Annotated in this window: 23 protein-coding genes and 1 pseudogene; 12 read left to right on the top strand and 12 right to left on the bottom strand. The window is 69.9% G+C overall.

Annotation, left to right across the window (positions count from 1 at the left end):
• The 4 genes and pseudogenes from B7X32_RS06280 to sdhC all read right to left on the bottom strand — a co-directional run.
• Positions 1-186: pseudogene (locus tag B7X32_RS06280) on the bottom strand (succinate dehydrogenase iron-sulfur subunit); the annotation flags it as partial.
• Entirely contained in the window at positions 186-2,012 is a 1,827-nt protein-coding gene (sdhA, locus tag B7X32_RS06275) for a succinate dehydrogenase flavoprotein subunit (RefSeq protein ID WP_292717662.1), read from the bottom strand. The gene sdhA and the pseudogene B7X32_RS06280, both read right to left, overlap by 1 nt.
• A gap of 70 nt (positions 2,013-2,082) precedes the next feature.
• Positions 2,083-2,538, bottom strand: a complete 456-nt coding sequence (locus B7X32_RS06270) for a succinate dehydrogenase hydrophobic membrane anchor subunit (protein ID WP_292717660.1) — start codon at positions 2,536-2,538, stop codon at positions 2,083-2,085.
• Positions 2,538-2,972, bottom strand: coding sequence for a succinate dehydrogenase, cytochrome b556 subunit (sdhC, locus tag B7X32_RS06265; protein ID WP_292717658.1), 435 nt, complete (start codon positions 2,970-2,972; stop codon positions 2,538-2,540). Before sdhC ends, B7X32_RS06270 begins: the two co-directional genes overlap by 1 nt.
• Positions 2,973-3,202: 230 nt before the next feature.
• Here sdhC and B7X32_RS06260 point away from each other — a divergent pair, with 230 nt between their 5' ends.
• From B7X32_RS06260 to B7X32_RS06205, 12 genes are all read left to right on the top strand, one after another.
• A complete protein-coding gene (locus B7X32_RS06260) occupies positions 3,203-4,318 on the top strand; it encodes a mannose-1-phosphate guanylyltransferase (RefSeq protein WP_292717656.1) in 1,116 nt (371 codons plus the stop codon).
• Between the two features lie 210 nt (positions 4,319-4,528).
• Entirely contained in the window at positions 4,529-5,644 is a 1,116-nt protein-coding gene (locus B7X32_RS06255) for a BMP family ABC transporter substrate-binding protein (protein WP_292717654.1), read from the top strand.
• Positions 5,645-5,755: 111 nt separating this feature from the next.
• Complete coding sequence (locus B7X32_RS06250) at positions 5,756-7,270, top strand: ABC transporter ATP-binding protein (protein WP_292717652.1); 1,515 nt, start codon at positions 5,756-5,758, stop codon at positions 7,268-7,270.
• 41 nt (positions 7,271-7,311) lie between these two features.
• Positions 7,312-8,574 (top strand): ABC transporter permease, encoded by a 1,263-nt coding sequence (locus B7X32_RS06245; RefSeq protein WP_292717664.1) that lies wholly within the window; start codon positions 7,312-7,314, stop codon positions 8,572-8,574.
• A complete protein-coding gene (locus B7X32_RS06240; RefSeq protein ID WP_292717650.1) occupies positions 8,571-9,857 on the top strand; it encodes an ABC transporter permease in 1,287 nt (428 codons plus the stop codon). The genes B7X32_RS06245 and B7X32_RS06240 overlap by 4 nt, the downstream gene beginning before the upstream one ends.
• Before the next feature lie 10 nt (positions 9,858-9,867).
• The gene (locus B7X32_RS06235) at positions 9,868-10,263 is read left to right on the top strand and encodes a cytidine deaminase (protein WP_292717648.1); all 396 of its coding nucleotides are present in this window, start codon (positions 9,868-9,870) and stop codon (positions 10,261-10,263) included.
• Entirely contained in the window at positions 10,260-11,552 is a 1,293-nt protein-coding gene (locus B7X32_RS06230; RefSeq protein WP_292717646.1) for a thymidine phosphorylase, read from the top strand. The genes B7X32_RS06235 and B7X32_RS06230 overlap by 4 nt, the downstream gene beginning before the upstream one ends.
• Positions 11,553-11,650: 98 nt before the next feature.
• Entirely contained in the window at positions 11,651-12,766 is a 1,116-nt protein-coding gene (locus B7X32_RS06225) for an adenosine deaminase (protein WP_292717644.1), read from the top strand.
• The gene (locus tag B7X32_RS06220) at positions 12,759-13,637 is read left to right on the top strand and encodes a PfkB family carbohydrate kinase (protein ID WP_292717642.1); all 879 of its coding nucleotides are present in this window, start codon (positions 12,759-12,761) and stop codon (positions 13,635-13,637) included. Before B7X32_RS06225 ends, B7X32_RS06220 begins: the two co-directional genes overlap by 8 nt.
• Complete coding sequence (locus B7X32_RS06215) at positions 13,624-14,031, top strand: SMR family transporter (RefSeq protein WP_292717640.1); 408 nt, start codon at positions 13,624-13,626, stop codon at positions 14,029-14,031. Before B7X32_RS06220 ends, B7X32_RS06215 begins: the two co-directional genes overlap by 14 nt.
• A complete protein-coding gene (locus B7X32_RS06210; RefSeq protein WP_292717638.1) occupies positions 14,028-14,348 on the top strand; it encodes a multidrug efflux SMR transporter in 321 nt (106 codons plus the stop codon). The genes B7X32_RS06215 and B7X32_RS06210 overlap by 4 nt, the downstream gene beginning before the upstream one ends.
• Positions 14,349-14,387: 39 nt before the next feature.
• Positions 14,388-14,825, top strand: coding sequence for a VOC family protein (locus B7X32_RS06205; RefSeq protein ID WP_292717637.1), 438 nt, complete (start codon positions 14,388-14,390; stop codon positions 14,823-14,825).
• 28 nt (positions 14,826-14,853) lie between these two features.
• On the opposite strand, the gene B7X32_RS06200 is transcribed toward B7X32_RS06205, so the two are convergent.
• From B7X32_RS06200 to B7X32_RS06165, 8 genes are all read right to left on the bottom strand, one after another.
• Positions 14,854-15,807: an NAD-dependent epimerase/dehydratase family protein gene (locus tag B7X32_RS06200; protein WP_292717636.1), complete on the bottom strand. Its 954-nt coding sequence runs from the start codon at positions 15,805-15,807 to the stop codon at positions 14,854-14,856.
• Complete coding sequence (locus B7X32_RS06195; RefSeq protein WP_292717635.1) at positions 15,804-16,757, bottom strand: bile acid:sodium symporter family protein; 954 nt, start codon at positions 16,755-16,757, stop codon at positions 15,804-15,806. The genes B7X32_RS06200 and B7X32_RS06195 overlap by 4 nt, the downstream gene beginning before the upstream one ends.
• Positions 16,754-18,103, bottom strand: a complete 1,350-nt coding sequence (locus tag B7X32_RS06190) for an NAD(P)/FAD-dependent oxidoreductase (RefSeq protein WP_292717632.1) — start codon at positions 18,101-18,103, stop codon at positions 16,754-16,756. Before B7X32_RS06190 ends, B7X32_RS06195 begins: the two co-directional genes overlap by 4 nt.
• A 127-nt stretch (positions 18,104-18,230) precedes the next feature.
• Positions 18,231-18,818 (bottom strand): GNAT family protein, encoded by a 588-nt coding sequence (locus tag B7X32_RS06185; RefSeq protein ID WP_292717629.1) that lies wholly within the window; start codon positions 18,816-18,818, stop codon positions 18,231-18,233.
• Between the two features lie 47 nt (positions 18,819-18,865).
• Positions 18,866-20,017, bottom strand: a complete 1,152-nt coding sequence (locus B7X32_RS06180) for a mannitol-1-phosphate 5-dehydrogenase (RefSeq protein ID WP_292717626.1) — start codon at positions 20,015-20,017, stop codon at positions 18,866-18,868.
• Positions 20,017-20,448: a PTS sugar transporter subunit IIA gene (locus B7X32_RS06175; protein WP_292717623.1), complete on the bottom strand. Its 432-nt coding sequence runs from the start codon at positions 20,446-20,448 to the stop codon at positions 20,017-20,019. Before B7X32_RS06175 ends, B7X32_RS06180 begins: the two co-directional genes overlap by 1 nt.
• A 28-nt stretch (positions 20,449-20,476) precedes the next feature.
• The gene (locus tag B7X32_RS06170; protein WP_292717620.1) at positions 20,477-22,048 is read right to left on the bottom strand and encodes a PTS mannitol transporter subunit IICB; all 1,572 of its coding nucleotides are present in this window, start codon (positions 22,046-22,048) and stop codon (positions 20,477-20,479) included.
• A gap of 40 nt (positions 22,049-22,088) precedes the next feature.
• Positions 22,089-22,693 (bottom strand): putative PEP-binding protein (locus tag B7X32_RS06165; RefSeq protein ID WP_366246958.1); only part of this gene is annotated, 605 nt, incomplete at its 5' end.

Here is a 22,693-nt window from a genome sequence, read left to right as displayed (position 1 = left end):
CTTGATCTTGTGCAGCGCATCGAGCACGCGGTCGGTCGAGTACAGCTCCACGTCGTAGTCGACCCAGTGCGGCTCGCTGTCGACCTCGGGGTCGAAGCGGCGGATGTTGAACGTGACGAGGAACGACTGCACGCCGGTGTCCTCGACGACGGCCTCTGCGGCGACTTCCGTGGCGACGGCGGACATCAGTACTTCCTCTCCATCGGCGGGTAGTTCAACTCGCCCTGCTCGTTCTTCGTGAACACGACCGGCTTCCAGTCGAGCTTGATGTGGTCGCTCGGCGTCGACGAGTGCGGGTCGCCCGTCAGGTACGCCATCGTGTGCTTCATGTAGTTCTCGTCGTCGCGCTTCGGGAAGTCGTCGCGCATGTGACCGCCGCGGCTCTCCTCGCGGTTCTGCGCGGCGTAGACGACGACCTCGGCGATGTCGAGGAGGAAGCCCAGCTCGACGGCCTCGAGCAGGTCGGTGTTGAACCGGTGGCCCTTGTCGTCGACGTGCACGTTCTTGTAGCGCTCGCGGAGCTCCGCGATCACGCCGAGCACGTGCTGGAGGGACTCGTGCGTGCGGAACACCTGCGCGCCCTTGTCCATCTCCTCCTGCAGCTTCTTGCGCAGCACGGCGATGCGCTCGGTGCCCGCGTTGTTGCGCAGCCCCTCGAGCATCTCCTTGACCGCGGCCTCCGGCGCCTCGGGGAGGGGCAGGAACTCGGCCGTCTTGACGTACTCGACGGCGTTGCGACCGCTGCGCTTGCCGAACACGTTGATGTCCAGGAGCGAGTTCGTGCCCAGGCGGTTGGCGCCGTGCACCGACACGCAGGCGCACTCTCCGGCCGCGTACAGGCCGGGGACGACCGTGTCGTTGTCGGCGAGGACCTCACCGCTGTTGTTGGTCGGGATGCCGCCCATGGCGTAGTGCGCGGTCGGCATCACGGGGACCGGCTCGACGACCGGGTCGACGCCGAGGTAGGTGCGCGCGAACTCGGTGATGTCGGGGAGCTTGGTCTCCAGGACCTCGGCGCCGAGGTGCGTGCAGTCCAGCAGCACGTAGTCCTTGTGCGGGCCCGCTCCGCGGCCCTCCGCGACCTCCTGCACCATGCACCGGGCGACGATGTCGCGCGGTGCGAGGTCCTTGATCGTGGGGGCGTAGCGCTCCATGAAGCGCTCGCCCGAGGCGTTGCGCAGGATCGCGCCCTCACCGCGCGCGCCCTCGGTGAGCAGGATGCCGAGCCCGGCGAGGCCGGTCGGGTGGAACTGGAAGAACTCCAGGTCCTCGAGCGGCAGGCCCTTGCGCCACACGATCCCGACGCCGTCTCCGGTGAGGGTGTGCGCGTTCGAGGTGGTCTTGAAGATCTTGCCGAAGCCGCCGGTCGCGAAGATCACGGCCTTGGCGTGGAAGACGTGCAGCTCGCCGGTGGACAGGTCGTAGGCGACGACGCCGGCGATGCCGGTCTTGCCCGCCTCGTCCTTCACCGTGATGAGGTCGAGCACGTAGAACTCGTTGAAGAAGTTGATGCCGAGCTTCACGCAGTTCTGGAACAGCGTCTGCAGGATCATGTGACCCGTGCGGTCCGCCGCGTAGCACGCGCGGCGGACGGGCGTCTTGCCGTGCTCCGCCGTGTGCCCGCCGAAGCGGCGTTGGTCGATCTTGCCCTCGGGCGTGCGGTTGAACGGCAGGCCCATGTTCTCGAGGTCGATGACCGCGTCGATGGCCTCCTTGGCGAGGATCTCCGCCGCGTCCTGGTCGACGAGGTAGTCGCCGCCCTTGACGGTGTCGAAGGTGTGCCACTCCCAGCTGTCCTCCTCGACGTTCGCGAGCGCCGCGGCCATGCCGCCCTGCGCCGCGCCCGTGTGGGAGCGCGTGGGGTAGAGCTTGGAGATCACCGCGGTCTTCGCGCCGGGGCCGGCCTCGATCGCCGCGCGCATGCCGGCGCCGCCGGCGCCGACGATCACGATGTCGAACTGATGGTGGTGCACGCCGTTCTTGACGACGGAATCCTGGGTCTCAGTGGTCACTGGTTCTGCCTATTCTCTGAGCTTTCTCGCCGCTGCCGCGGGGGAGCCTGTCTCGTCGCTGATCGCCGGGCTACTTGCCCAGCGCCTTGCAGGTGTCCCACATGGCGCCGCTCTCGAACACGCCGTTGCAGGGGTCGAAGGTGAACACGACGAGGGTGCCGAGCACGATGAGCAGCGCGGCGGCCAGGCCGAGCACGACCAGGAGGGTCTTGCGGATCCCCGCGTGGCCGACGTAGTCGTTGACGACCGTGCGCATGCCGTTGGCGCCGTGGATGAGCGCCAGCCACAGCATCAGCACATCCCACCACTGCCAGAACGGCGTGGCGTACTTGCCGGCGACGAACGCGAAGTCGAGGGCGTGGATGCCCTCGCCGAGCATGAGGTTCACGAACAGGTGGCCGAAGATCAGCACGACGAGCACGACGCCCGACACGCGCATGTAGATCCAGCCCCACTTCTCGATGTTGAAGCCCTTGTTGCGGCGCGGAGCCGCCATGTGCTGCGTGGTGAAGACGTCCGCGGCCATCAGCTGGCACCCCCCACGTGCGAGAACACGTTGATCAGGTGGCGCGGCGCGAAGCCGGCCATCAGCACCACCCACAGGCCGATGACGATCCAGAACATCTGCCTCTGGTACTGGGCGCCCTTGGACCACACGTCGACCAGGATGATCCGCAGGCCGTTGAGCGCGTGGAACACGATCGCGGCGACGAGCACCGTCTCGCCCAGACCCATGATCGGGTTCTTGTACGTGCCGAGGACGGCGTCGTACGCCTCCGGCGAGACCCGGATGAGCGACGTGTCGAGCACGTGCACCAGGAGGAAGAAGAAGATGGCGATTCCGGTGATGCGATGCAGAACCCACGACCACATGCCTTCGCGACCCCGGTAGAGGGTGCCGCGCGGCGTCTTGGACGTGGTTTCCGCAATCGAAGGTGTCAAGCGAGTGCTTGCGGACACAGTCGTCCTCCCTGATCGATAGCGAAGGATCGCGGCGCGCAGGCGTCCGATCCCCCTCATCCTATTCCTGTCAGCTGGCTGGGAGCGACGAAGGCGACCCTTAGCACGATGCGGTTCTGCGATCGGAACCATGCACGATTGCGATCGTGCGGGCGGCGGCGGCCGCACCGCGGGTCCTCGCCGCGGCCGTGTTCCGAGTGGCTCTCGGGGGTGCTCGCTACGCTGGGTCCATGCGCGAGCCGATCCCCGACTTCTATGCCGTCATCCCCGCGGGAGGCATCGGGAGCCGGCTGTGGCCGCTGTCCCGCGCGGATGCGCCGAAGTTCCTGCACGATCTGACCGGATCGGGGCAGTCGCTGCTCCGCGACACCTGGGACAGGATCGAACCGCTCGCGGGTCACGACCGGATCGCGGTCGTGACGGGCCGCGCTCATCGCGCCGCGGTCGAGGGACAGCTGCCCGGCATCCCCGACAAGAACGTGTTCCTGGAGTCGGAGCCGCGCGAGTCCGCCGCCGCGATCGGACTCGCCGCCGCGATCCTGCACCGGCGCGACCCCGACGTGATCATCGGATCCTTCAGCGCGGATCACGTCATCCGCAGCACCCGCAAGTTCGAGTTCGCGGTGCGCGACGCCGTCGACGTGGCCCGTCGGGGATACATCGTCACGATCGGCATCACGCCGACCGAGCCGGCGGTCGGCTTCGGCTACATCAAGCAGGGCGAAGAGCTCGACGTGGACGGCGTGCGAGAGGCGTCTCTCGTCGAGCGCTTCGTGGAGAAGCCCGATCTGGCCACCGCTAAGACCTACTACGAGGACCGCAATTACCTCTGGAACGCGGGCATGTTCATCAGCCGCGCCGACGTGCTGCTCGCCGAGCTCGAGCGGCACCAGCCGGCGCTGCACGCCGGGCTCCTCGAACTCGCCGAGGCGTGGGACGACCGCGAGCGCCGCGGCCCCGTCGTGGACCGGGTGTGGCCCGCGCTGCCGAAGATCGCGATCGACTACGCGGTCGCGGAGCCCGCGGCCGAGGGCGGCCGGCTGGCCGTGGTCCCCGGGCACTTCGACTGGGACGACGTGGGGGACTTCGCCTCGCTCACCAAGCTCATCCTCAACGGGCGCAAGAACGACCTCGCCGTGCTCGGCCCCTCGGCGCGGGTGCTCTCGGACGCCGCGAGCGGAATACTCGTGAGCCAGACCTCCCGGGTGATCAGCCTGGTCGGCGTGCAGGACATCGTCGTCGTGGACACCCCCGACGCGCTCCTCGTGACGACCACGCAGCACGCGCAGCGGGTGAAGGGCGTCGTCGAGTCGCTCAAGCTCAACGGACGCGACGACGTGCTCTGACACCGGCGCGTCATCAGCAGATGCGCACGACCCTGCACGAAAGCAGGGATGGTTCGGGTGTCCTGCTCATATGAGCACGGGCGAGCGCATGTGATCTCATGTTTGTAACCATTGACTCCAGCGACACGGACGAGGATGCCCGATCCCCGTCATAGTCGGTAACTTTCAAGTGACCCGCGATGGCCGCGGGCTCGTGTTCTGGAGGCCCGAGTGACCATCACCCTCACCAAGAAGCTGATCGGCGCGACCGTCGCGGCCGGTGTCATCGTCGCCCTCGCAGGTTGCGGTTCCGCTCCTGCCCCGGCGAGCTCGAGCGGGGCGAAGCCCGCCGACGCCAACTTCAAGCCCTGCCTCGTCTCCGACAGCGGCGGGTTCAACGACAAGTCCTTCAACGAGTCGGCCAAGAACGGCATCGAGAAGGCCGGCAAGGACCTCAACGTCAAGCCGATCACGGTCGAGTCCAAGGCCGACGGCGACTACAAGCCGAACATCGACTCCCTCATCGCGGGCAAGTGCACGCTGATCATCGGCGTCGGCTTCAAGCTGGACCAGGCGATCGCCGACGCGGCCATCGCCAACCCGAAGCTCAACTTCGGCATCATCGATTCGATGGCCGACCCCAAGAACACCGGCAAGCCGGCGGCGCCCAACATCAAGCCGCTGCTGTTCGACACGGCGCAGGCGGCCTACCTCGGCGGCTACGCCGCAGCGGCATGGTCGGCGCAGTCCGGTGCGAACAAGGTCGGCACCTTCGGCGGCATGAAGATCCCGCCCGTGACGATCTTCATGGACGGCTACGTCGACGGCGTCAAGAAGTACAACGAGGACAAGGGCGCGAACGTCGCCGTCGTCGGCTGGGACAAGGACAAGCAGGACGGCTCGTTCACCGGCGCCTTCCAGGCGAACGACGTCGCCAAGCAGACCGCGAACTCGGTCCTGGACCAGGGCGTCGACCCGATCCTCCCCGTCGGCGGCCCGATCTACCTCTCCGCGAGCGCGGCGATCAAGGACGGCGGCAAGAAGACGGTCATGCTCGGCGTCGATTCCGACCTCGCCGTGGCCGACCCGTCGGTCGCCGACCAGATCCTGGTCTCGATCATGAAGCGCATCGACGACGCCGTGTACACCACGGTGACGCAGACCGCGAAGGGCTCCTTCGACGCGACCGCGTACGTCGGCACGCTCGAGAACAACGGCGTTGGCCTGTCGTCCTTCCACGACTTCGAGAGCAAGCTCCCGAAGGGCCTGACGGACGAGCTGAAGGCGCTGCAGGACAAGATCATCAAGGGCGACATCAAGGTCACCTCGCCCAGCTCCCCGAAGTAAACCCTTCGTCGCGGGACGTTCCGGTCCGCCGTCGCAGCCAGTCGGCTCGGCGGCGGGCCTGGCGTCCCGCGCTCTTCTTTGAGACACGCCTTCCCGGATAGGGTCACCACTATGAAGCTCGAGCTCCGCGGCATCACCAAGCGCTTCGGATCCCTGGTCGCCAACGATCACATCGACGTGATCGTCGAACCCGGCGAGATCCACGCCCTGCTGGGCGAGAACGGGGCCGGTAAATCGACCCTGATGAACGTCCTCTACGGCCTGTACCAGGCCGACGAGGGCGAGATCCTGCTCGACGGCGTGCCGCAGCACTTCCGCGGCCCCGGCGACGCGATGGCGGCGGGCATCGGCATGGTGCACCAGCACTTCATGCTCATCCCGGTGTTCACGGTCGCCGAGAACGTGATGCTCGGGCATGAGCAGTCCAAGGCGCTCGGCGTGCTGGACATCGACGCCGCCCGCGAGCACGTGCGCCAGGTCGCCTCCCGGTTCGGCTTCGAGGTCGACCCCGACGCGATCGTCGGCGACCTCCCGGTGGGCGTGCAGCAGCGCGTCGAGATCATCAAGGCGCTGAGCCGCGACGCGAAGGTGCTCGTCTTCGACGAGCCGACCGCCGTGCTCACGCCGCAGGAGACCGACGAGCTCATGGAGATCATGAAGCAGCTGCGCGATGAGGGCACGGCCATCGTGTTCATCACGCACAAGCTCCGCGAGGTGCGCGCGATCGCCGACAAGATCACCGTGATCCGGCTCGGCAAGGTGGTCGGCGAGGCCGACCCCAAGTCCTCGAACACCGAGCTCGCATCGATGATGGTGGGACGCGCGGTCGAGCTCACGGTGCACAAGGACCCGCCGAAGATCGGCGAGGGCGGCCTGCGTGTGAAGGACCTGCGCGTGATCGCCCCGGACGGCGTGGTGGTCGTCGACGACGTGAGCTTCGACGTGCACCCCGGCGAGGTGCTCGCGATCGCGGGCGTGCAGGGCAACGGGCAGACCGAGCTCGCCGAGGCGATCATCGGACTGGGCTCCCGGATGACGGGCTCGATCTCCCTGAACGGCGTCGAGCTGGTCGGCCGCAACGTGCGCCAGGTGCTCGACGCCGGCGTCGGGTTCGTGCCGGAGGACCGCAACGAGGACGGCCTGGTCGGCGCGTTCTCGGTCGCGGAGAACCTCATCCTCGACCGTTCCGACGACCCCGCGTTCAGCCGCTTCGGGACGATCCTGCGCGGCGTGCTCGACGACTTCGCGAAGGCGCGGATCTCCGAGTTCGACATCCGCACGCAGGGCCCGGGCCAGGCGGCGGGCTCCCTCTCCGGCGGAAACCAGCAGAAGGTCGTGATCGCGCGCGAGCTCAACCGCGACCTCAAGCTGCTGCTGGCGTCGCAGCCGACCCGCGGCGTGGACGTCGGATCCATCGAGTTCATCCACAAGCGCATCGTCGCCACCCGCGATTCCGGCATCCCCGTGGTCGTGGTGTCGACGGAGCTGGACGAGGTCACCGCCCTCGCCGACCGCATCGCGGTCATGTATCGCGGACGCGTGGTCGGGATCGTCCCCGGAGACACCCCGCGCGATGTGCTCGGCCTGATGATGGCCGGCGAGAACCCGACGGAGGCTGCCGCATGAGCACCGCGACCGAACCTCAGACGCCGGCGCCCGAGCCGCCGATGACCCGCAACATCCAGGAGATCCCGGTCTCGAACCGCCTCCTCAGGGAGATCCTGCGCGGCAGCGCGGTCACCACGGTGCTCGCGATCGTGCTCGCGCTCGTGGTCGGCGGCGTCCTGATCGCCATCACCAGCCCCGACGTGCAGTCCGCGGCCGGCTACTTCTTCGCGCGCCCCGGGGACACCCTGGGGGCGGCGTGGACGGTCGTGGCCGGCGCCTACGCGGCGCTGTTCAACGGATCCGTCATCGACTTCGGCGCCACCGACTTCTGGTCCGCGATCAAGCCCCTGGGCAGCACGATCGGGTTCGCGGCGCCGCTCATCGCCGCCGGTCTCGGCATCGCGGTCGCCTTCCGGGTCGGCCTGTTCAACATCGGCGCACGCGGCCAGATGCTCATCGCCTGTGCGGCGGCGGCCCTGGTCACCTTCCAGCTGAATCTGCCGCCGATCATCCAGATCCCGCTGACCCTCATCATCGGCGTCGCGGCCGGCGCGCTCTGGGGCGGACTCGTGGGTCTGCTCAAGGCGCGCACCGGCGCCCATGAGGTCATCCTCACGATCATGCTCAACTACGTCGCGTTCTACCTCGTGACGTGGCTGGTGCAGGTGCCGCAGCTGCTGCAGCGTCCTGGGCAGATCCAGCCGATCTCTCGGCCGACGCCGGCGAGCGCCGTGCTGCCCAAGCTTCCGGGGCTCGACCTGATCGACTGGGGCTTCCCGATCGTCATCGTCGCGACCCTGTTCGTGTGGTGGCTCGTCGAGCGCTCGAGCCTCGGCTTCCGGATGCGGGCGGTGGGGGAGAACCCCAGCGCCGCACGGGCCGCGGGCATCAGCGTGCCGCGCGTGTACATCTACGCGATGCTCTTCTCCGGCGGGCTCGCCGGCCTGGCCGGCATGTTCCAGATCCAGAGCACGATCACCGGCGGCTTCGACGGCGGCATCGACGCCGGCATCGGCTTCACCGCCATCACGGTCGCGCTGCTCGGACGCAGCCGCGCGTGGGGCACCTTCTGGGCGGGCCTGCTGTTCGGCGCGCTCAAGGCCGGCTCGTTCCCGATGCAGGCGCTCCAGTCGATCCCGGTCGACATCGTGCTCGTGGTGCAGTCGCTCATCGTGCTGTTCATCGCGGCGCCCCCGCTGATCCGCACGATCTTCTTCCTGCCCAAGGACGACTCCGAGCGCTCGCAGCGCTCCAAGGCGCGGATCGCGCGCCGCGCCTTGAAGAACTCCGATTCCTCCGACACGAAGGCGGCGGCCGCATGAGCACCTCCCTCACCTCGGCGCCCGCCCTCGAGGCGCCGACCGTCGTCAAGGTCCGCTCGCTGAAGACGCCGATCACGCTGCTCGCGATCGTCGCGCTCCTGGGCGTGCTGTTCCTGTTCGCCCCCCGCTACGGGACCACGACGTTCCGCCTCTCCGAGGCGAGCGCGGCCATCCACCTCGGCGACATCCGGGTGCCCGCGGGCCCCGTGCTCTGGATCGCGTGGGCGCTCGCACTCGCGCTCGGCGCGTTCGCGCTGGTCGCCGCGCTGCAGTACCGCAGGATCGCGCTGTGGCTGCCGATCGTCTACGCCCTGCTGGCGATGACCGCATTCCTCGCCTGGGCCGGTGCCGGCGCCGCCGGAGCGATCACCCTGACCGGGCTGCTCGGCGGATCCATCTCGCTCGCCGTGCCGCTCGTGTTCGGCGCGCTCGCCGGCGTGATCGGCGAGCGCGCGGGCGTCGTGAACGTCGCGATCGAGGGCCAGTTCCTGCTGGGCGCGTTCACCGCGACGATCCTCGGATCCCTCACGCACAACCCGTTCGTCGGCCTCATCGGGGCGATGTTCGGCGGCATCCTCATCTCGCTCGTGCTGGGCGCGTTCGCGATCAAGTACCTGGTCGACCAGGTGATCGTCGGCGTCGTGCTGAACGTCTTCGCCTCGGGCCTCACCGGCTTCCTCTACCAGGGCGTGCTCGCCCCGAACGCGGCGACGCTGAACAGCCCCACCCGGTTCTCGCTCATCAAGATCCCGATCCTCGGCGACATCCCGGTGATCGGCCCCGCGCTGTTCAACCAGACCTTCCTCGTCTACCTGATGTACGTCGTGGTGGCGCTCGTCGCGTGGGCGATGTACCGCACCCGCTGGGGGCTGCGCGTGCGCGCGGTCGGCGAGCACCCGCACGCCGCGGACACGGTCGGCATCAAGGTGAACCCGACGCGGTTCTGGAACCTGCAGCTCGCGGGCGCGATCGCCGGCATCGGCGGGGCGTACTTCACGCTCGTCTCGGTGCCGCAGTTCACCAAGGACATGACGGCGGGCCTCGGCTTCATCGCGCTGGCCGCGGTCATCTTCGGCCGGTGGGATCCGCTGCGCGCGGCCCTCGCCGCCCTGCTGTTCGGCTTCGCGACGAACCTGCAGAACCTGCTCACGGTGCTGCGCACGCCGATCCCCGGCGAGTTCATGCTGATGCTGCCCTACGTCGTGACCATCCTCGCCGTGGTCGGCTTCGTCGGCCAGATCAAGGCGCCGGCGGCCGACGGCAAACCGTACATCAAGTCCTAGGGGGACGTTCATGGACATCGACTGGGACGAGCTCCGCCGCGTCGCCGACGAGGCCCAGCTGAAGGCCTACGCACCGTACTCGCACTACCGGGTGGGAGCCGCGGCCCTCGTCGACGACGGTCGGATCGTCTCCGGCTGCAACGTCGAGAACGCGTCCTACGGAGTCACGCTGTGCGCCGAGTGCGCGATGGTCGGCGACCTGTTCATGTCGGGAGGCGGGCGTCTCGTCGCGTTCCTCTGCGTGAACGGCCAGGGCGAGACGATCATGCCCTGCGGCCGCTGCCGGCAGCTGCTGTACGAGCACTCCGCACCCGGGATGCTGCTCGAGACCGTGTCCGGCATCAGGACCATCGACGAAGTGCTGCCCGACGCGTTCGGGCCGAGAGATCTGGAGAACGTCCGTTGAGTGTTGAGCCCTTTGACGCCGTCGATGTGATCCGCGCCAAGCGCGACGGCGGGACCGTTCCTGAGGCCGCGCTGCGCTGGATGGTCGACGCCTACACGCGCGGCTACGTCACGGATCCGCAGATGGCCTCGTTCGCGATGGCCGTGTTCCAGCGCGGCATGGAGCGCGACGAGATCCGCGTGCTCACCGACGCCATGATCGCGTCGGGGGAGCGGATGAGCTTCGCCGCCCTCGGCAAGAAGACCGTCGACAAGCACTCGACCGGCGGCGTGGGGGACAAGATCACGCTGCCCCTGGCTCCGCTCGTCGCCTGCTTCGGCGTGGCGGTCCCGCAGCTGAGCGGACGCGGCCTCGGCCACACCGGCGGCACCCTGGACAAGCTCGAGGCGATCCCTGGCTGGCGCGCCGCGCTCAGCAACGAGGAGATGTTCGCGCAGCTGCAGGGCGATGTCGGCGCGGTGATCTGCGCGGCGGGATCCGGCCTCGCCCCCGCCGACAAGAAGCTCTACGCGCTGCGCGACGTCACCGGCACGGTCGAGGCGATCCCGCTGATCGCCTCGAGCATCATGTCGAAGAAGATCGCCGAGGGCACGGACGCACTGGTCCTGGACGTGAAGTTCGGATCCGGTGCCTTCATGCAGGACATCGACCGCGCGCGCGAGCTCGCCCGCACCATGGTGGCGCTCGGTACCGACTCCGGCGTGCACACCACCGCGCTGCTCACCGACATGAACGTCCCGCTGGGCCTCGCGATCGGCAACGCGAACGAGGTGCGCGAATCGGTCGAGGTGCTCGCCGGAGGCGGTCCCGCCGACGTCCGCGAGCTCACCCTCGCCCTCGCCCGCGAGATGCTGGCGCTCAGCGGCCAGCCCGACGCGGACGTGGAGAAGGCCCTCGACGACGGCCGCGCGATGGACTCATGGAAGGCCATGATCCGCGCGCAGGACGGCGACCCCGATGCGGCGCTGCCGACCGCACGCGAGACGCACACCGTGACCGCCCCCGCGGACGGATTCGTGACCCGCATGGATGCGCTGCCGTTCGGCATCGGCGCCTGGCGCCTGGGCGCGGGCCGCGCCCGCGCCGAGGACGCCGTGGTGTTCGCCGCGGGCATCGACCTGCACGTGAAGCCCGGCGACGCCGTGCGCGCAGGGGATCCGGTGTTCACGCTGTCCGCCGACGACGCGGCGCGGTTCGACCGGGCGCTGGACGCCGTCGACGGCGCGTGGGAGATCGGCGCGGAGCACATCGAGCGCGCGCCCCTCGTGCGCGAGCGCATCACGGCCTAGGCTGAATCCGGGCGCGGCGTCCGCGCGGCGCCCTGTCCGGTTCCTCTCGGAACATCCCTGACGATTCCCATCGATCGACCGCTGAGGAAGGATCTGTCATGCCCATCGACGCGAACGGCGACCTGGAGGTCGAGGGCCTGTCCCTCCGGAGTCTCCCCAAGGTCTCGCTGCACGATCACCTCGACGGCGGGGTGCGTCCCGCCACGATCATCGAGCTCGCCGATGCGGCGGGGATCGAGCTGCCGAACACGGATCCGACGGCGCTGGCGATGTGGTTCCGCACCCAGGCCACGGCCGGATCCCTGGTCGACTACCTGAAGACCTTCGACGTGTCGCTCTCCGTCATGCAGAGCCCCGAGAACCTGCGCCGCATCTCGCGCGAGTTCGTCGAGGACCTGGTGCGCGACGGCGTCGTGTACGGCGAGGTGCGCTGGGCGCCCGAGCTGCACCTGACGTCGGGGCTCAGCCTGCAGCAGGCGGTCGACGCCGTGCAGGACGGGATCGACGAGGCGGAGGACGCCGCCGAGAGCCGTGGCAAGAGCATCCGGGTGGGGCAGCTGCTCTCCGCGATGCGGCAGACCGACCGGGTGCGGGAGATCGCCGAGCTCGCCGTCGCCAACCGCGAGCGCGGCGTGGTCGGCTTCGACACCGCGGGCCCAGAGGCGGGGTACCCGTCCTCGCGCTACCGGGAGACCTTCGACTACCTGGCGGGGCAGATGTTCCCGACGACCGTGCATGCGGGCGAGGCCGCGGGACCGGATTCGATCCGCTCCGCCCTGGTCGACGGCCGCGCGCTGCGCCTCGGCCACGGCGTGCGCATCGCCGAGGACCTCGAGATCGTCAACCGCGACGGCGAGGAGGTGCAGGTCCGCTTCGGCGATCTGGCCCGCTGGGTGCGCGACCGGGAGATCCCGCTCGAGCTCTCGCCGTCGTCGAACCTGCAGACCGGCGCGATCGCCGCCTGGGGGACCGAGTTCGCCGATCACCCCTTCGACCTGCTCTACCAGCTCGGTTTCGCGGTGACCGTGAACGTCGACAACCGCACGATGAGCGCGACCTCGCTCACCCGCGAGATGGCCCTGCTCGTGGACGCCTTCGGCTACGACCTGGAAGACCTCGAGTCCTTCCAGTTCAACGCCGCCGCCGGCGCCTTCCTCCCCGTCGAGGAGCGCGAGGAGCTGGTCGAGCTGATCGCCGAGGGCTTCGATGAGTGAAGCCCCCCATGAGGGGCGCGTCGCGATCGTGGGCGCGGTGTCGTGGAACACGATCGTGCTGCTGGACAGACTGCCCGAGCCCACGCCGCACATGCAGTTCGCCGAGGCGGACTGGCAGACGGTCGGGGGGACGAGCGCGGGCAAGGCGCTGAGTCTGCGGGGACTCGGCCGCGCGGTGTCGCTGCGTGCGAGAGTCGGTCGGGATGCGGCGGGACTGCGGATCCGCGACGCGCTCGGACGCGCCGGGCTGCCCCTGGCCGGGCTGCGGGAGGCCACCGTCTCGGAGCGTCACCTGAACCTCATGACGGACGCCGGCGAGCGCGTCTCGCTGTTCCTGTCGTCGCCAGAACCCGCGCCCGGGGAGGAGGGGCTCGTCGGCGAGGAGCCCCCGCTCGCGGGCGCCGCGGCGATCGTGCTCGACCTCTCCACCGAGGGGCTCGCCGCGATCGAGGAGGCGCAGGCGACGGGGGTCCCGATCTGGGTCGATCTGCACGACTACGACGGCGTCGCCGCGTTCCACCGGCCGTTCCTCGACGCCGCCGACGTGCTCTTCTGCAACGCCGACCGGCTGCCGGATCCCGAGGGCTTCCTTCGCGGCCGCATCGCGGCGGGCGCCGCGCTCGCGGTCTGCACGCTCGGCGCGGAGGGGGCGATCGCGGTCGACCGCGACGGCCGGCTGCACCGCGTCGCGGCGGTGCCGGTCGATGTCGTCGACACCAACGGCGCAGGGGATGCCTTCTTCGCCGGCGTCCTCGACGCGACGCTCCGGGGGGCGGCCGTGGACGACGCCCTCGCGGCGGGCGCGGCCGCCGCCGCGACGGCACTGCGTTCGCGGCATCTGCATCCCCTCCTCGACGATGTCCTCGCCTGACCCCGCGGGCGGCGCGCCGGAGGCCGTCGGTCGCCGTCCCGCCAGCGCCTGGCCGCCGCTGCTGCTCGCGATCGTGCTGGAGGTCAGCGCGACGCTGAGCCTGCGAGCGGTGTCGACAGGCGGATCCTGGTGGTGGCTCTGCGTGGTCGTGCTCGGGTACGGCGGGTCGTTCTGGCTGCTCGGGGTGGTCCTCACCCGCGGGATGCCGGTGGGCGTCGCCTACGGCATCTGGTCGGCGATCGGCGTGGCGCTCACGGCGCTCGCGGCCGCGGCGCTGTTCGCGGAGGCGCTGAGCCCGCTCTCCCTCGTCGGTCTCGGGGTCATCATCGCCGGAGTGCTGCTCGCCGAGCTCGGCACCCGCCACGCCCGCGGCGGATCCGGGAGCGACGCATGACCTGGCTGCTGCTGCTCGGCGCGATCGCGTCCGAGGTGACCGCGACCCTGAGCCTGCGCGCGTCCGAAGGATTCCGCCGCCGGCGCCACATCCCCGCCATCGCGCTAGGCTACCTCGCCTCGTACGTGCTTCTCGGGGCCGTGCTGGCCCTGGGCATGCCGGTCGGCATCGCGTACGCGGTCTGGGCCGCGCTCGGCGTCGCCGCGACCGCAGTGCTCGGGCGCGTCCTGTTCCGCGATCACATCTCGGTCATGACGGCGATCGGCCTGGCCGTGATCGTCGGCGGTGTGATCCTGGTCGAGGCCGGCTCGCACTGACGCCGCGGCTCGCACGGCGGGCCGGGTAGAGTGCGGGGCATGGCCATCCGCATGGACAACGTCGGCATCGCCGTCCACGACCTCGAGGCGACCATCGCCTTCTTCACCGACCTCGGACTCACCGTGCTGGGGCGCGACACCGTCTCGGGGGAGTGGACCGACACGGCCGTCGGACTCGACGGCAACCACGCGAAGATCGCCGTGCTGCAGACGCCGGACGGTCACGGCCGCGTGGAACTGTTCGAGTACATCCATCCCGAGGCGATCGAGACGGCGCCGACCCTCCCGAACGAGATCGGCATGCACCGGATCGCGTTCGCGGTCGACGACATCGACGAGGCTCTGGCGATCGCCGCCCGCCACGGCTGCTTCCCGCTGCGGGGCGTCGCGAACTACCAGGACGTCTACAAGCTCACCTACCTCCGCGGACCCAGCGGGATCCTGGTGATGTTCGCCCAGGAGGTGCAGCGGCCCTGACGGCGCCGGCCGTGGTGAGGCGCGCGGGTCAGCCGGCGTGCACGACGTCCGGGTGCGTGCGCAGGTACTCCTCGAACGCCTCCGCCGAGCTGAGCCGCGGCGTGTAGCCGAACTCCTCCTTCAGCCGGTCGTTGCGCAGCACGGGACGGTATCGCAGGAAGCGGATCTTCTCGGGGCCGTGCTCGGTCAGTCGCAGCACGCTGCCGATCGCGAGGGCGATCGTGAGCAGGGGTGCGGGGATCGTCAGCAGCGGCTTGCGCAGCCGCCGCGCGATCTGCGGCACGGTCAGCGCCCCGTCGCCCGCCACGTTGTAGATCCCCGCAGGGCCCTCGCCGAGGGCGGCGCGCACCATCGCCGCGGCGACGTCGTCCACCCACACGAACACGAAGGGGGAATCGGATCCGGCGATGTGCAGGATCCGCTTCGCGTCCCACAGGGCCGTGATCTGATTGCGCACCGTGGGCCCGAGGATCGTGCCGATGCGGAAGATCACCTGCTCCAGGGCCGGGTGCGTCGTGCGCGCGGCGGCGAGCATCTCCTCGACCATGCGCTTGTGCCGGGAGTAGGGGAACTCGTCGTTGCCCCGCAGCGGATCCGTCTCGTCGATCCAGTCCGGATTGTCGGCGTGGTAGCCGTACGCGGCGCCGGAGCTCGAGACGACGAGGCGGCGCACGCCGGCCTCCACACAGGCCGCCAGCACGTTGGACGAGCCCTGCACGTCGACGCGGAACTCGCCCTGCACGTCGCGCCCCGGATTCACGATGGCGGCCAGGTGCACGACCGTGTCGACGCGATGATGGCGCAGCAGCTCCGGCAGCCCGCGCGGATCCGTGACGTCCACGTCGACCGAGACGACGCCGGGGACCTCCGACTCGCGGAGATCGCCGGAGAGCACCACGTCCACGCCGGGATGATCCGAGAGCAGCCCGGTGACCCTGCTGCCGAGGAAGCCGGCACCGCCGGTGACCAGGACGCGTCTCATCGATCTCCTGCCCTGACGGCGCGGCGGGAGGCATCGCCGGTGCGCGAACCAGTGCGGCGTGTGGTGTGCATGCCCCAGAGCGTAGCGACACACAGCCCCGCGACGATGTCCCACACGCCCCACCAGCCGGCGACGACCGCCATGCCGCCGAGGCCGCCGAAGAACGTGAACACCAGGCCCAGCCCGAGACCGGCGTTGCGGATGCCGACCTCGAAGGTCATCGCCTTGCGCTCCCGGGTGCCGAGCCCGCCCAGGACGGCGGTGCCGTATCCGATCGCGAGCGAGACCGCGTCGTGGATCGCGACCACGAGCAGCACGGATCCGATCACGCCGAGGAAGACGGCCCAGTTCCCCGCGAGCGCTCCGACGATGAAGCCGACGAGGGCCAGCAGGCCGAACCAGCGCACGAACGGCTGCGCACGCGTCGCCAGGCGCGGCAGGCGTGAGCGCAGCAGCAGGCCGAGTGCGAACGGCAGGCCGATGATCAGCAGGATCTCCAGCAGCATCTGCCACGGGTTCACCGCGACCCGGTGCAGCAGGTGCCGTGCCGTGGGGTGCAGGGATCCCCAGAACGCGATGCTCAGCGGCATCGCGACGATGTAGAGGAGATTGCCCACCGCCGTCATCGAGACCGACAGGGCGGTGTTGCCGCCGGAGCGGTGCGTGAGGATCTGGGAGATGTTGCCGGGCGGGCAGCATGCGACGAGGATCATGCCGAGCGCCATGGACGGCGTCACCGGCAGGATCAGGGTGAGGCCGAAGGTGACGGCCGGGAGCACCAGAAGCTGGGCGAGGATCGCGACGACGAAGGGCCGGGGATGCGTGAGCACGACCCCGAAGTCCTTCGGCGAGGTGTCCAGTGCGATCCCGAGCATGATGAGCCCGAGGACGACGTTGAGGGTCGTCAGCGTGCCGGGCGCGAAATGCACCACGACATCGTCGACGTTCATGCGCCCCCTCGCCCCGAGCCGGCCGAGGCGGCGCTCTCGGCCAGAGCGGCCTTCTCGGTGCGCACGGCGCGTCGGTAGGCGTCCTTGTTGACGTAGTACGACATGCGCGCGAGGCCCAGGTAGCGGTACCCGCCGGTGAGGTCGGGCCACGACTGCGCCGTCACCCTGTCCCGGAAGCGTGCGGCGCGGGCCGGATCCGTCTCCTCGGCGGAGAGGTAGGCGGCGATCAGCTCCGCCTGCTCGTAGCGGCCCTGCCAGCCGATGCCGCTGGCCTCGATCATGCCCATCATGTACAGGCCGTTGAACGACGGCGGGAACACGTTCAGGAACAGCCGCGGCGAGGCCCCCGTCCAGTTCAGGTGCTCCCGGTCGACGAACGGGTAGTCCAGGGCGTAGCCGGTCGCGAGCAGGACGAGGTCGTACTCGCCGTCCGTGCCGTCGCGGAAGCGGACCGTCGAGCCGTCGAAGCGCTCGATGTCGGCGCGTATGCGCAGATCGCCCTGGCCGAGATGGTTCAGCACGAGGGTGTTCACGATCGGGTGCGACTCGTAGATGCGGTAGTCGGGCCGGGGGAAGCCGAAGCGCACCGGGTCGCCGGTGAAGGCGCGGAGCACGCGGGAGTCGATCGCCTGCTTGAGGCGGGCGGGCAGCGGCCTGCCCTGGTTGAGGGTGTCGCTCGGGCGGCCGAACAGGTAGCGCGGCACGAAGTAGTAGCCGCGGCGCACGCTCATGTCCACGCTCTCGGCGTGGTGCACGGCGTCCACCGCGATGTCGCAGCCGGAGTTTCCCGCGCCGATGATCAGCACGCGCCGGCCCGCGAGCTGCGCGGGATCCTTGTAGGCGCTGGTGTGCATGATCTCTCCCGCGAACCGTCCGGGGAAGGTCGGGACGTTCGGCTCCGCGAGCGTCCCGTTGGCGAGGATCACGCCGTCGTGGCGCCGGGTGAGGGTCGTGGGAGCGCCGTCCTCGTCCTGGGACGTGGCGTGCAGGATCCACCCGGTGCCGGTGCCGTCGCGCTCCAGGCGATCCACCTTCGTGCCGAAGCGGAAGCGCTCGCGCAGCCCGAACTCGTCGGCGTAGTCGTCGAAGTAGCGCTTGAGCACGCGGTGCCCCGGGTAGTCGACGTCGCTGTCCATCGGGAACTCGGTGAACTCGGTCGTGGTGCGCGAGGAGATCAGGTGCGCGGAGGAGTACATCGTGCTGCGCGGGTTCGTGATGTCCCACAGCCCGCCGACGTCGTGCGAGGCCTCGTAGCCGGTGGCGTCGACGCCCGCCTTCTGCAGCGCGCGCATGACGGCGAGTCCGGAGGGGCCGGCGCCGATCACGGCATATGACTTCGTCGTCATGCTCTCCTCATCCGCGCGCGGATCGGGGCCCCGCGCGCAGTGCCCCGATCCTATCCCTCCGCTGAGAGCGCAGGCGAGTGCGGTCTCCTGGGGGCGCTCCGAGGCGGTGCCCCGGGCGGGGCCTGCCTCAGCGGCGCTTGTCGAGCCGCGCGTCGAGGCCGTTGCGCACCGCGGGCCACTCGTGGGGCAGGATCGAGTACACCACGGTGTCGCGGAACGCGCCGTCGGCGCCGATGCGGTCGTTGCGCAGGATCCCGTCCAGCTTCGCCCCGAGCCGCTCGATCGCGGCGCGGGACTGCCGGTTGTGGAAGTGCGTGCAGAACTGCACCCTGATCGCGTCGCACTGCTCGAAGGCGTGGCCCAGCAGCAGACGCTTGGCGGACGGGTTCACGGCCGTGCCGTGCACCTCGGGCGACAGCCAGGTGTAGCCGATCTCGACGGTGCGGTTGGGCTGGTCGATGTCGCAGAACGTCGTCATCCCGACCGCGCGCCCCGTGTCGAGGCGCACGATCGCGAACGGGTTCATGGCGCCCTCGGCCTGCAGTGCGCGGCGTCGCGCGATCTCCCCTGCGACGCCTGCGGCGGAGGGGACCGAGGTGTACCAGCGGTCCTCGAGCCCGGCGGTGGCGAGGGCCAGATCCTCGGCGTGGTCGGGGCTGAGCGGCTCCAGCCGCACGAAGTCGTTCTCGAGGGTGACGGGGGCCGCGAAATCCATGTTCCGAGCGTATCGGGGCGCGAGCCGTGCCCCGATACGCTCGGGGGTCAGAGCGCGTCCTGCCGTGCCGCCACGGCGTCGCGCACGGCGGGGAACAGCGGGTGGCCGGAATCCAGTCCTGACACCTCGGCCACCAGCTCGTCCGCCGTCCGCACGCGCAGGAGCTCCTGCAGGCGGACGGCCTCCTCGTCCGCCGGATCCGCGAAGGCGAGCGCCGCACCGATCGCCCCCACCAGCGCTTGGGTGCGCAGTCCTCGCTCTGCCGCCTCGGCCGCTGGTCCCACGAACCGCTCGTGGCGGGAGAGCTTGCGCAGCGGCTGCCGTCCCACCCGCTGCACGGTATCGGGCAGCTCAGGGTTGCGGAAGCGTTCGAGGATCCTCGCGCGGTAGGCCGCGAGATCGGCCGGATCCAGCCCGTGGCGCGCGACGAGCACCGCGGACGTCTCCTCGAGCGCGGCCCCCACGGCCGCCTCGATCTCCGGGGCGGCGAGCGACTCCGCGATCGTGGCGAAGCCGGCGCGGGCGCCCAGGTACGCGGTCGCCGCATGTCCGGTGTTCACCGTGAACAGCTTGCGCTCGATGTACGGCGCGAGCTCGTCGACGAAGTGCGCGCCCGGGATCCGAGGAGTGTCCCCGGCGAACGGGCCCGCCTCGATCGCCCACTCGAAGTACGGCTCGACGGTGACGTCGATCCCCTTCGAGGCCTGGGGCGCGGGGACGATGCGATCCACAGCGGTGTTCGCGAAGACCGCTTTCGCCAGCAGCTCCGGTGCGCGCTCGCCGGCGACCGAGACGATCTCCTCGCGGAGCAGATCCGTCGCCCCGATCGCGTTCTCGCACGCCATGATCGCCACCGGCGGGGCGCCGGCCGGGCGGCGCTCGAGTCCGGCCACGATCACCGGCGCGACGAAGCGGAGCACCGTCGGCCCGACCGCGGTGGTCACGACGTCGGCGGAGGCGACGGCATCGGCCGCCGCCTCCGGATCGCGGCGGCTGTCGACCGCGCGGAACCCGGTCACGACGTGGTCGCGACCGCCCGGGCCCGCCTCGTGCACGGTGTACTCCGACGCGGCGTTGATGGCGTCGACCAACTCGGAGGCGACGTCGGAGAACACGAGGTCGTAGCCGGCCTCGTGCAGCAGCAGGCCGACGAAGCCGCGGCCGATGTTGCCCGCGCCGAAGTGCACCGCGACGGGCATCAGTCGTTCACCGCCGACAGCAGCGCGTACAGCTCCTCGGGCGTCGTTGCGGCCGCGAGGCGCGCCACGTCGTCCTCCTCGGAGAAGGTGATCGCGATCTGCGACAGGATCTCCAGATGCTCGTCGCCGCGCCCCGCGATGCCGATCACGAACGTCGCGGGATCGCCCGCCCAGTCCACGCCGCCGTCGTAGCGTACGACGCAGAGCGCGGAGGCGAGGATCTCGTCCTTGGCCTCGTTCGTGCCGTGCGGGATGGCGAGCCCGTTGCCCATGTACGTCGACACGGTCTGCTCGCGCTGCCGCATGGCGTCGAGGTAGGCGGGCGTCACCGCGCCGGCGCCGACCAGGAGCGCGGCGACTTCCTGCAGCGCCTCCTCCTGGGTGGCGGAACCCGGGTGGATCCGGACGCGGTCGGGGGTGAGAATGCTCATCTCGTGATTCCTCTCGTTCGGCCGGGGGTCAAGCGTCGCCGCCGCGCTGGCGGCGCACCATCTCGACGACCTCGTCGTACTTCGGCGAGTTCATGAAGTTGTCCACGGACACATGGATCGCGTCACCGTTGCGGGCCTTCGCCCGATCGGTCAGCTGCTGCTGTGTGATGATCAGGTCCTCGCTGCCGTCGAGATTCGCGATCGCCTTGTTCGTGACGTCGACGCCGTCGACACCGGCCTTCTTGATCTTGTTCCGCAGCACGCTCGCCCCCATCGCGGACGAGCCCATGCCGGCGTCGCACGCGAAGACGATGCGGTCGATCCTGCGGTCGGTCGCGACGGCGCCCTCGGCGTGTGCGGTCGGCGCGGCCGTGTCCTCGGTGCGCATGCCGTCGAGGAGATCCGACTTCTTGCCCTTGTTGGCCTCCGTCTGGCTGATCGCGGACGCGAACGTCCCCACGCCCGCGGCCTCCGCCGCGAGATCCCGCTTGCGGGATGCGCGCAGGATGATCGCCGCGATCACGAACGTGACCGCCGCCGAGAGCACCACGGAGAGGATCACGCCGAGATAGTCGGTCTGATATGTCTGCGCGATGACCGCGATGATGCTGCCCGGCGCGGCAGGGGCGCGCAGACCGTCGTTGAACAGCACGTTGGTGGTGACGCCGGTCATACCGCCGGCGATCAGCGCCAGGATCAGGGTCGGCTTCATGAGCGCATACGGGAAGTAGACCTCGTGGATGCCGCCGATGAACTGGATCACGGCTGCGCCCGGCGCGGACGCGCGAGCCGCCCCGATGCCGAACAGGGTGAAGGCCAGGAGCAGGCCGACGCCCGGGCCGGGGTTCGCCTCGAGCAGGAACAGGATCGACTTGTGCTGCGGACCGGCCGCCTGCTCCAGCCCCAGCGGCGTGAGCACGCCGTGGTTGATGGCGTTGTTCAGGAAGAACACCTTGGCGGGCTCGATGAGGATGCTGGTCAGCGGCAGCAGGTGGTTGGACACGAGCCAGTTCACCGCCGTGCTGAGCAGGTTCATCAGGCCGTTCACCAGCCAGGCGATGGGGTAGAAGCCGAAGATCGCCATGACGAAGCCCCAGATGCCGGCCGAGAACATGTTCACGAGCATCTCGAAGCCGGCCTTGACCTTGCCGGCCCACAGCCCGTCCAGCCACTTCATCGTGTACGCGGCCAGCGGGGCCATGATCATCGCGCCGATGAACATGTGGATCTGCCCGAGCGGCGCGGCGTCCGGGTTCGTCTTGGCGAGCTCCGTGTTGAAGAGCGCGATGAGGTTGTCCGAGCCGGCGATCACACCGAAGGTCGCGATCGAGCCGACGACGGCGCCGCGCAGGCCGTAGACCATGTGGCCGCCGGTGTAGGCGATCAGGATCGGCAGGAGATAGTGGATCATCGGGCCGACGATGGTCGACAGGTCGGCATTGGGGGTCCAGCCGACGGGGATGAAGAAGGCGGTGAAGATGCCCCAGGCGATGAGCGCGGGGATGTTCGGCATGATCATGCCGGAGAGGAAGGTGCCGAACCTCTGCACGAGGACCCGGACGGATCCGGGCTGCGAGGTGGCGGGTGACGTCGTCGTCATGATGTCAGCTCTTTCTTTCTTCTGTGGATCGGGGAGGGGATCAGGCGGCCGCCTGCGCCGCGGCGCGCGCCGCGGCCGCGTCGTCGGCGCCCAGGGCGGCGGTGGCGATGCGCCGGGCGTCGTCGAGCGTGTGCCGGGCGAGCGCCTGGCGCACATCGGCGAGAGCGGAGGGCGCCATCGACAGGGAGCCGATGCCGAGGCCGACGAGCACCACGGCGAGCAGGGGATCGGCGGCGGCCTCGCCGCAGACCCCGACCGGCTTTCCGAGCTCGCGGCCGGCACGGCCCACCTCGGCGACGAGGCGCAGCACGGCGGGGTGCCAGGGATCCTGGAACGAGGCGACGGATCCGAGCAGACGGTCGGCGGCCATCGTGTACTGGGTGAGGTCGTTCGTGCCGATCGAGGCGAAGTCCGCGTGCGCGAGCAGCCGGTCGGCCAGCAGCGCCGACGCGGGCACCTCGACCATGATCCCTGCGGTGCGCAGCCCGTACTCGCGGGCGAGCGCGGTGAAGTACGCGGTCTCCTCGACGGTCGCGACCATCGGGGCCATGACCCACAGATCAGCCTCGGTCTCGGCGTCCGCCTCCGCGAGAGCCGTCAGCTGCTCGCGCAGGATGTCCTCGCTGGCGCGGAGGGCGCGCAGCC

It is taken from the genome of Microbacterium sp. 13-71-7 (genome assembly GCF_002257455.1).
Taxonomy (GTDB): domain Bacteria; phylum Actinomycetota; class Actinomycetes; order Actinomycetales; family Microbacteriaceae; genus Microbacterium.
This window is presented reverse-complemented; position numbering and strand designations above follow the sequence as displayed.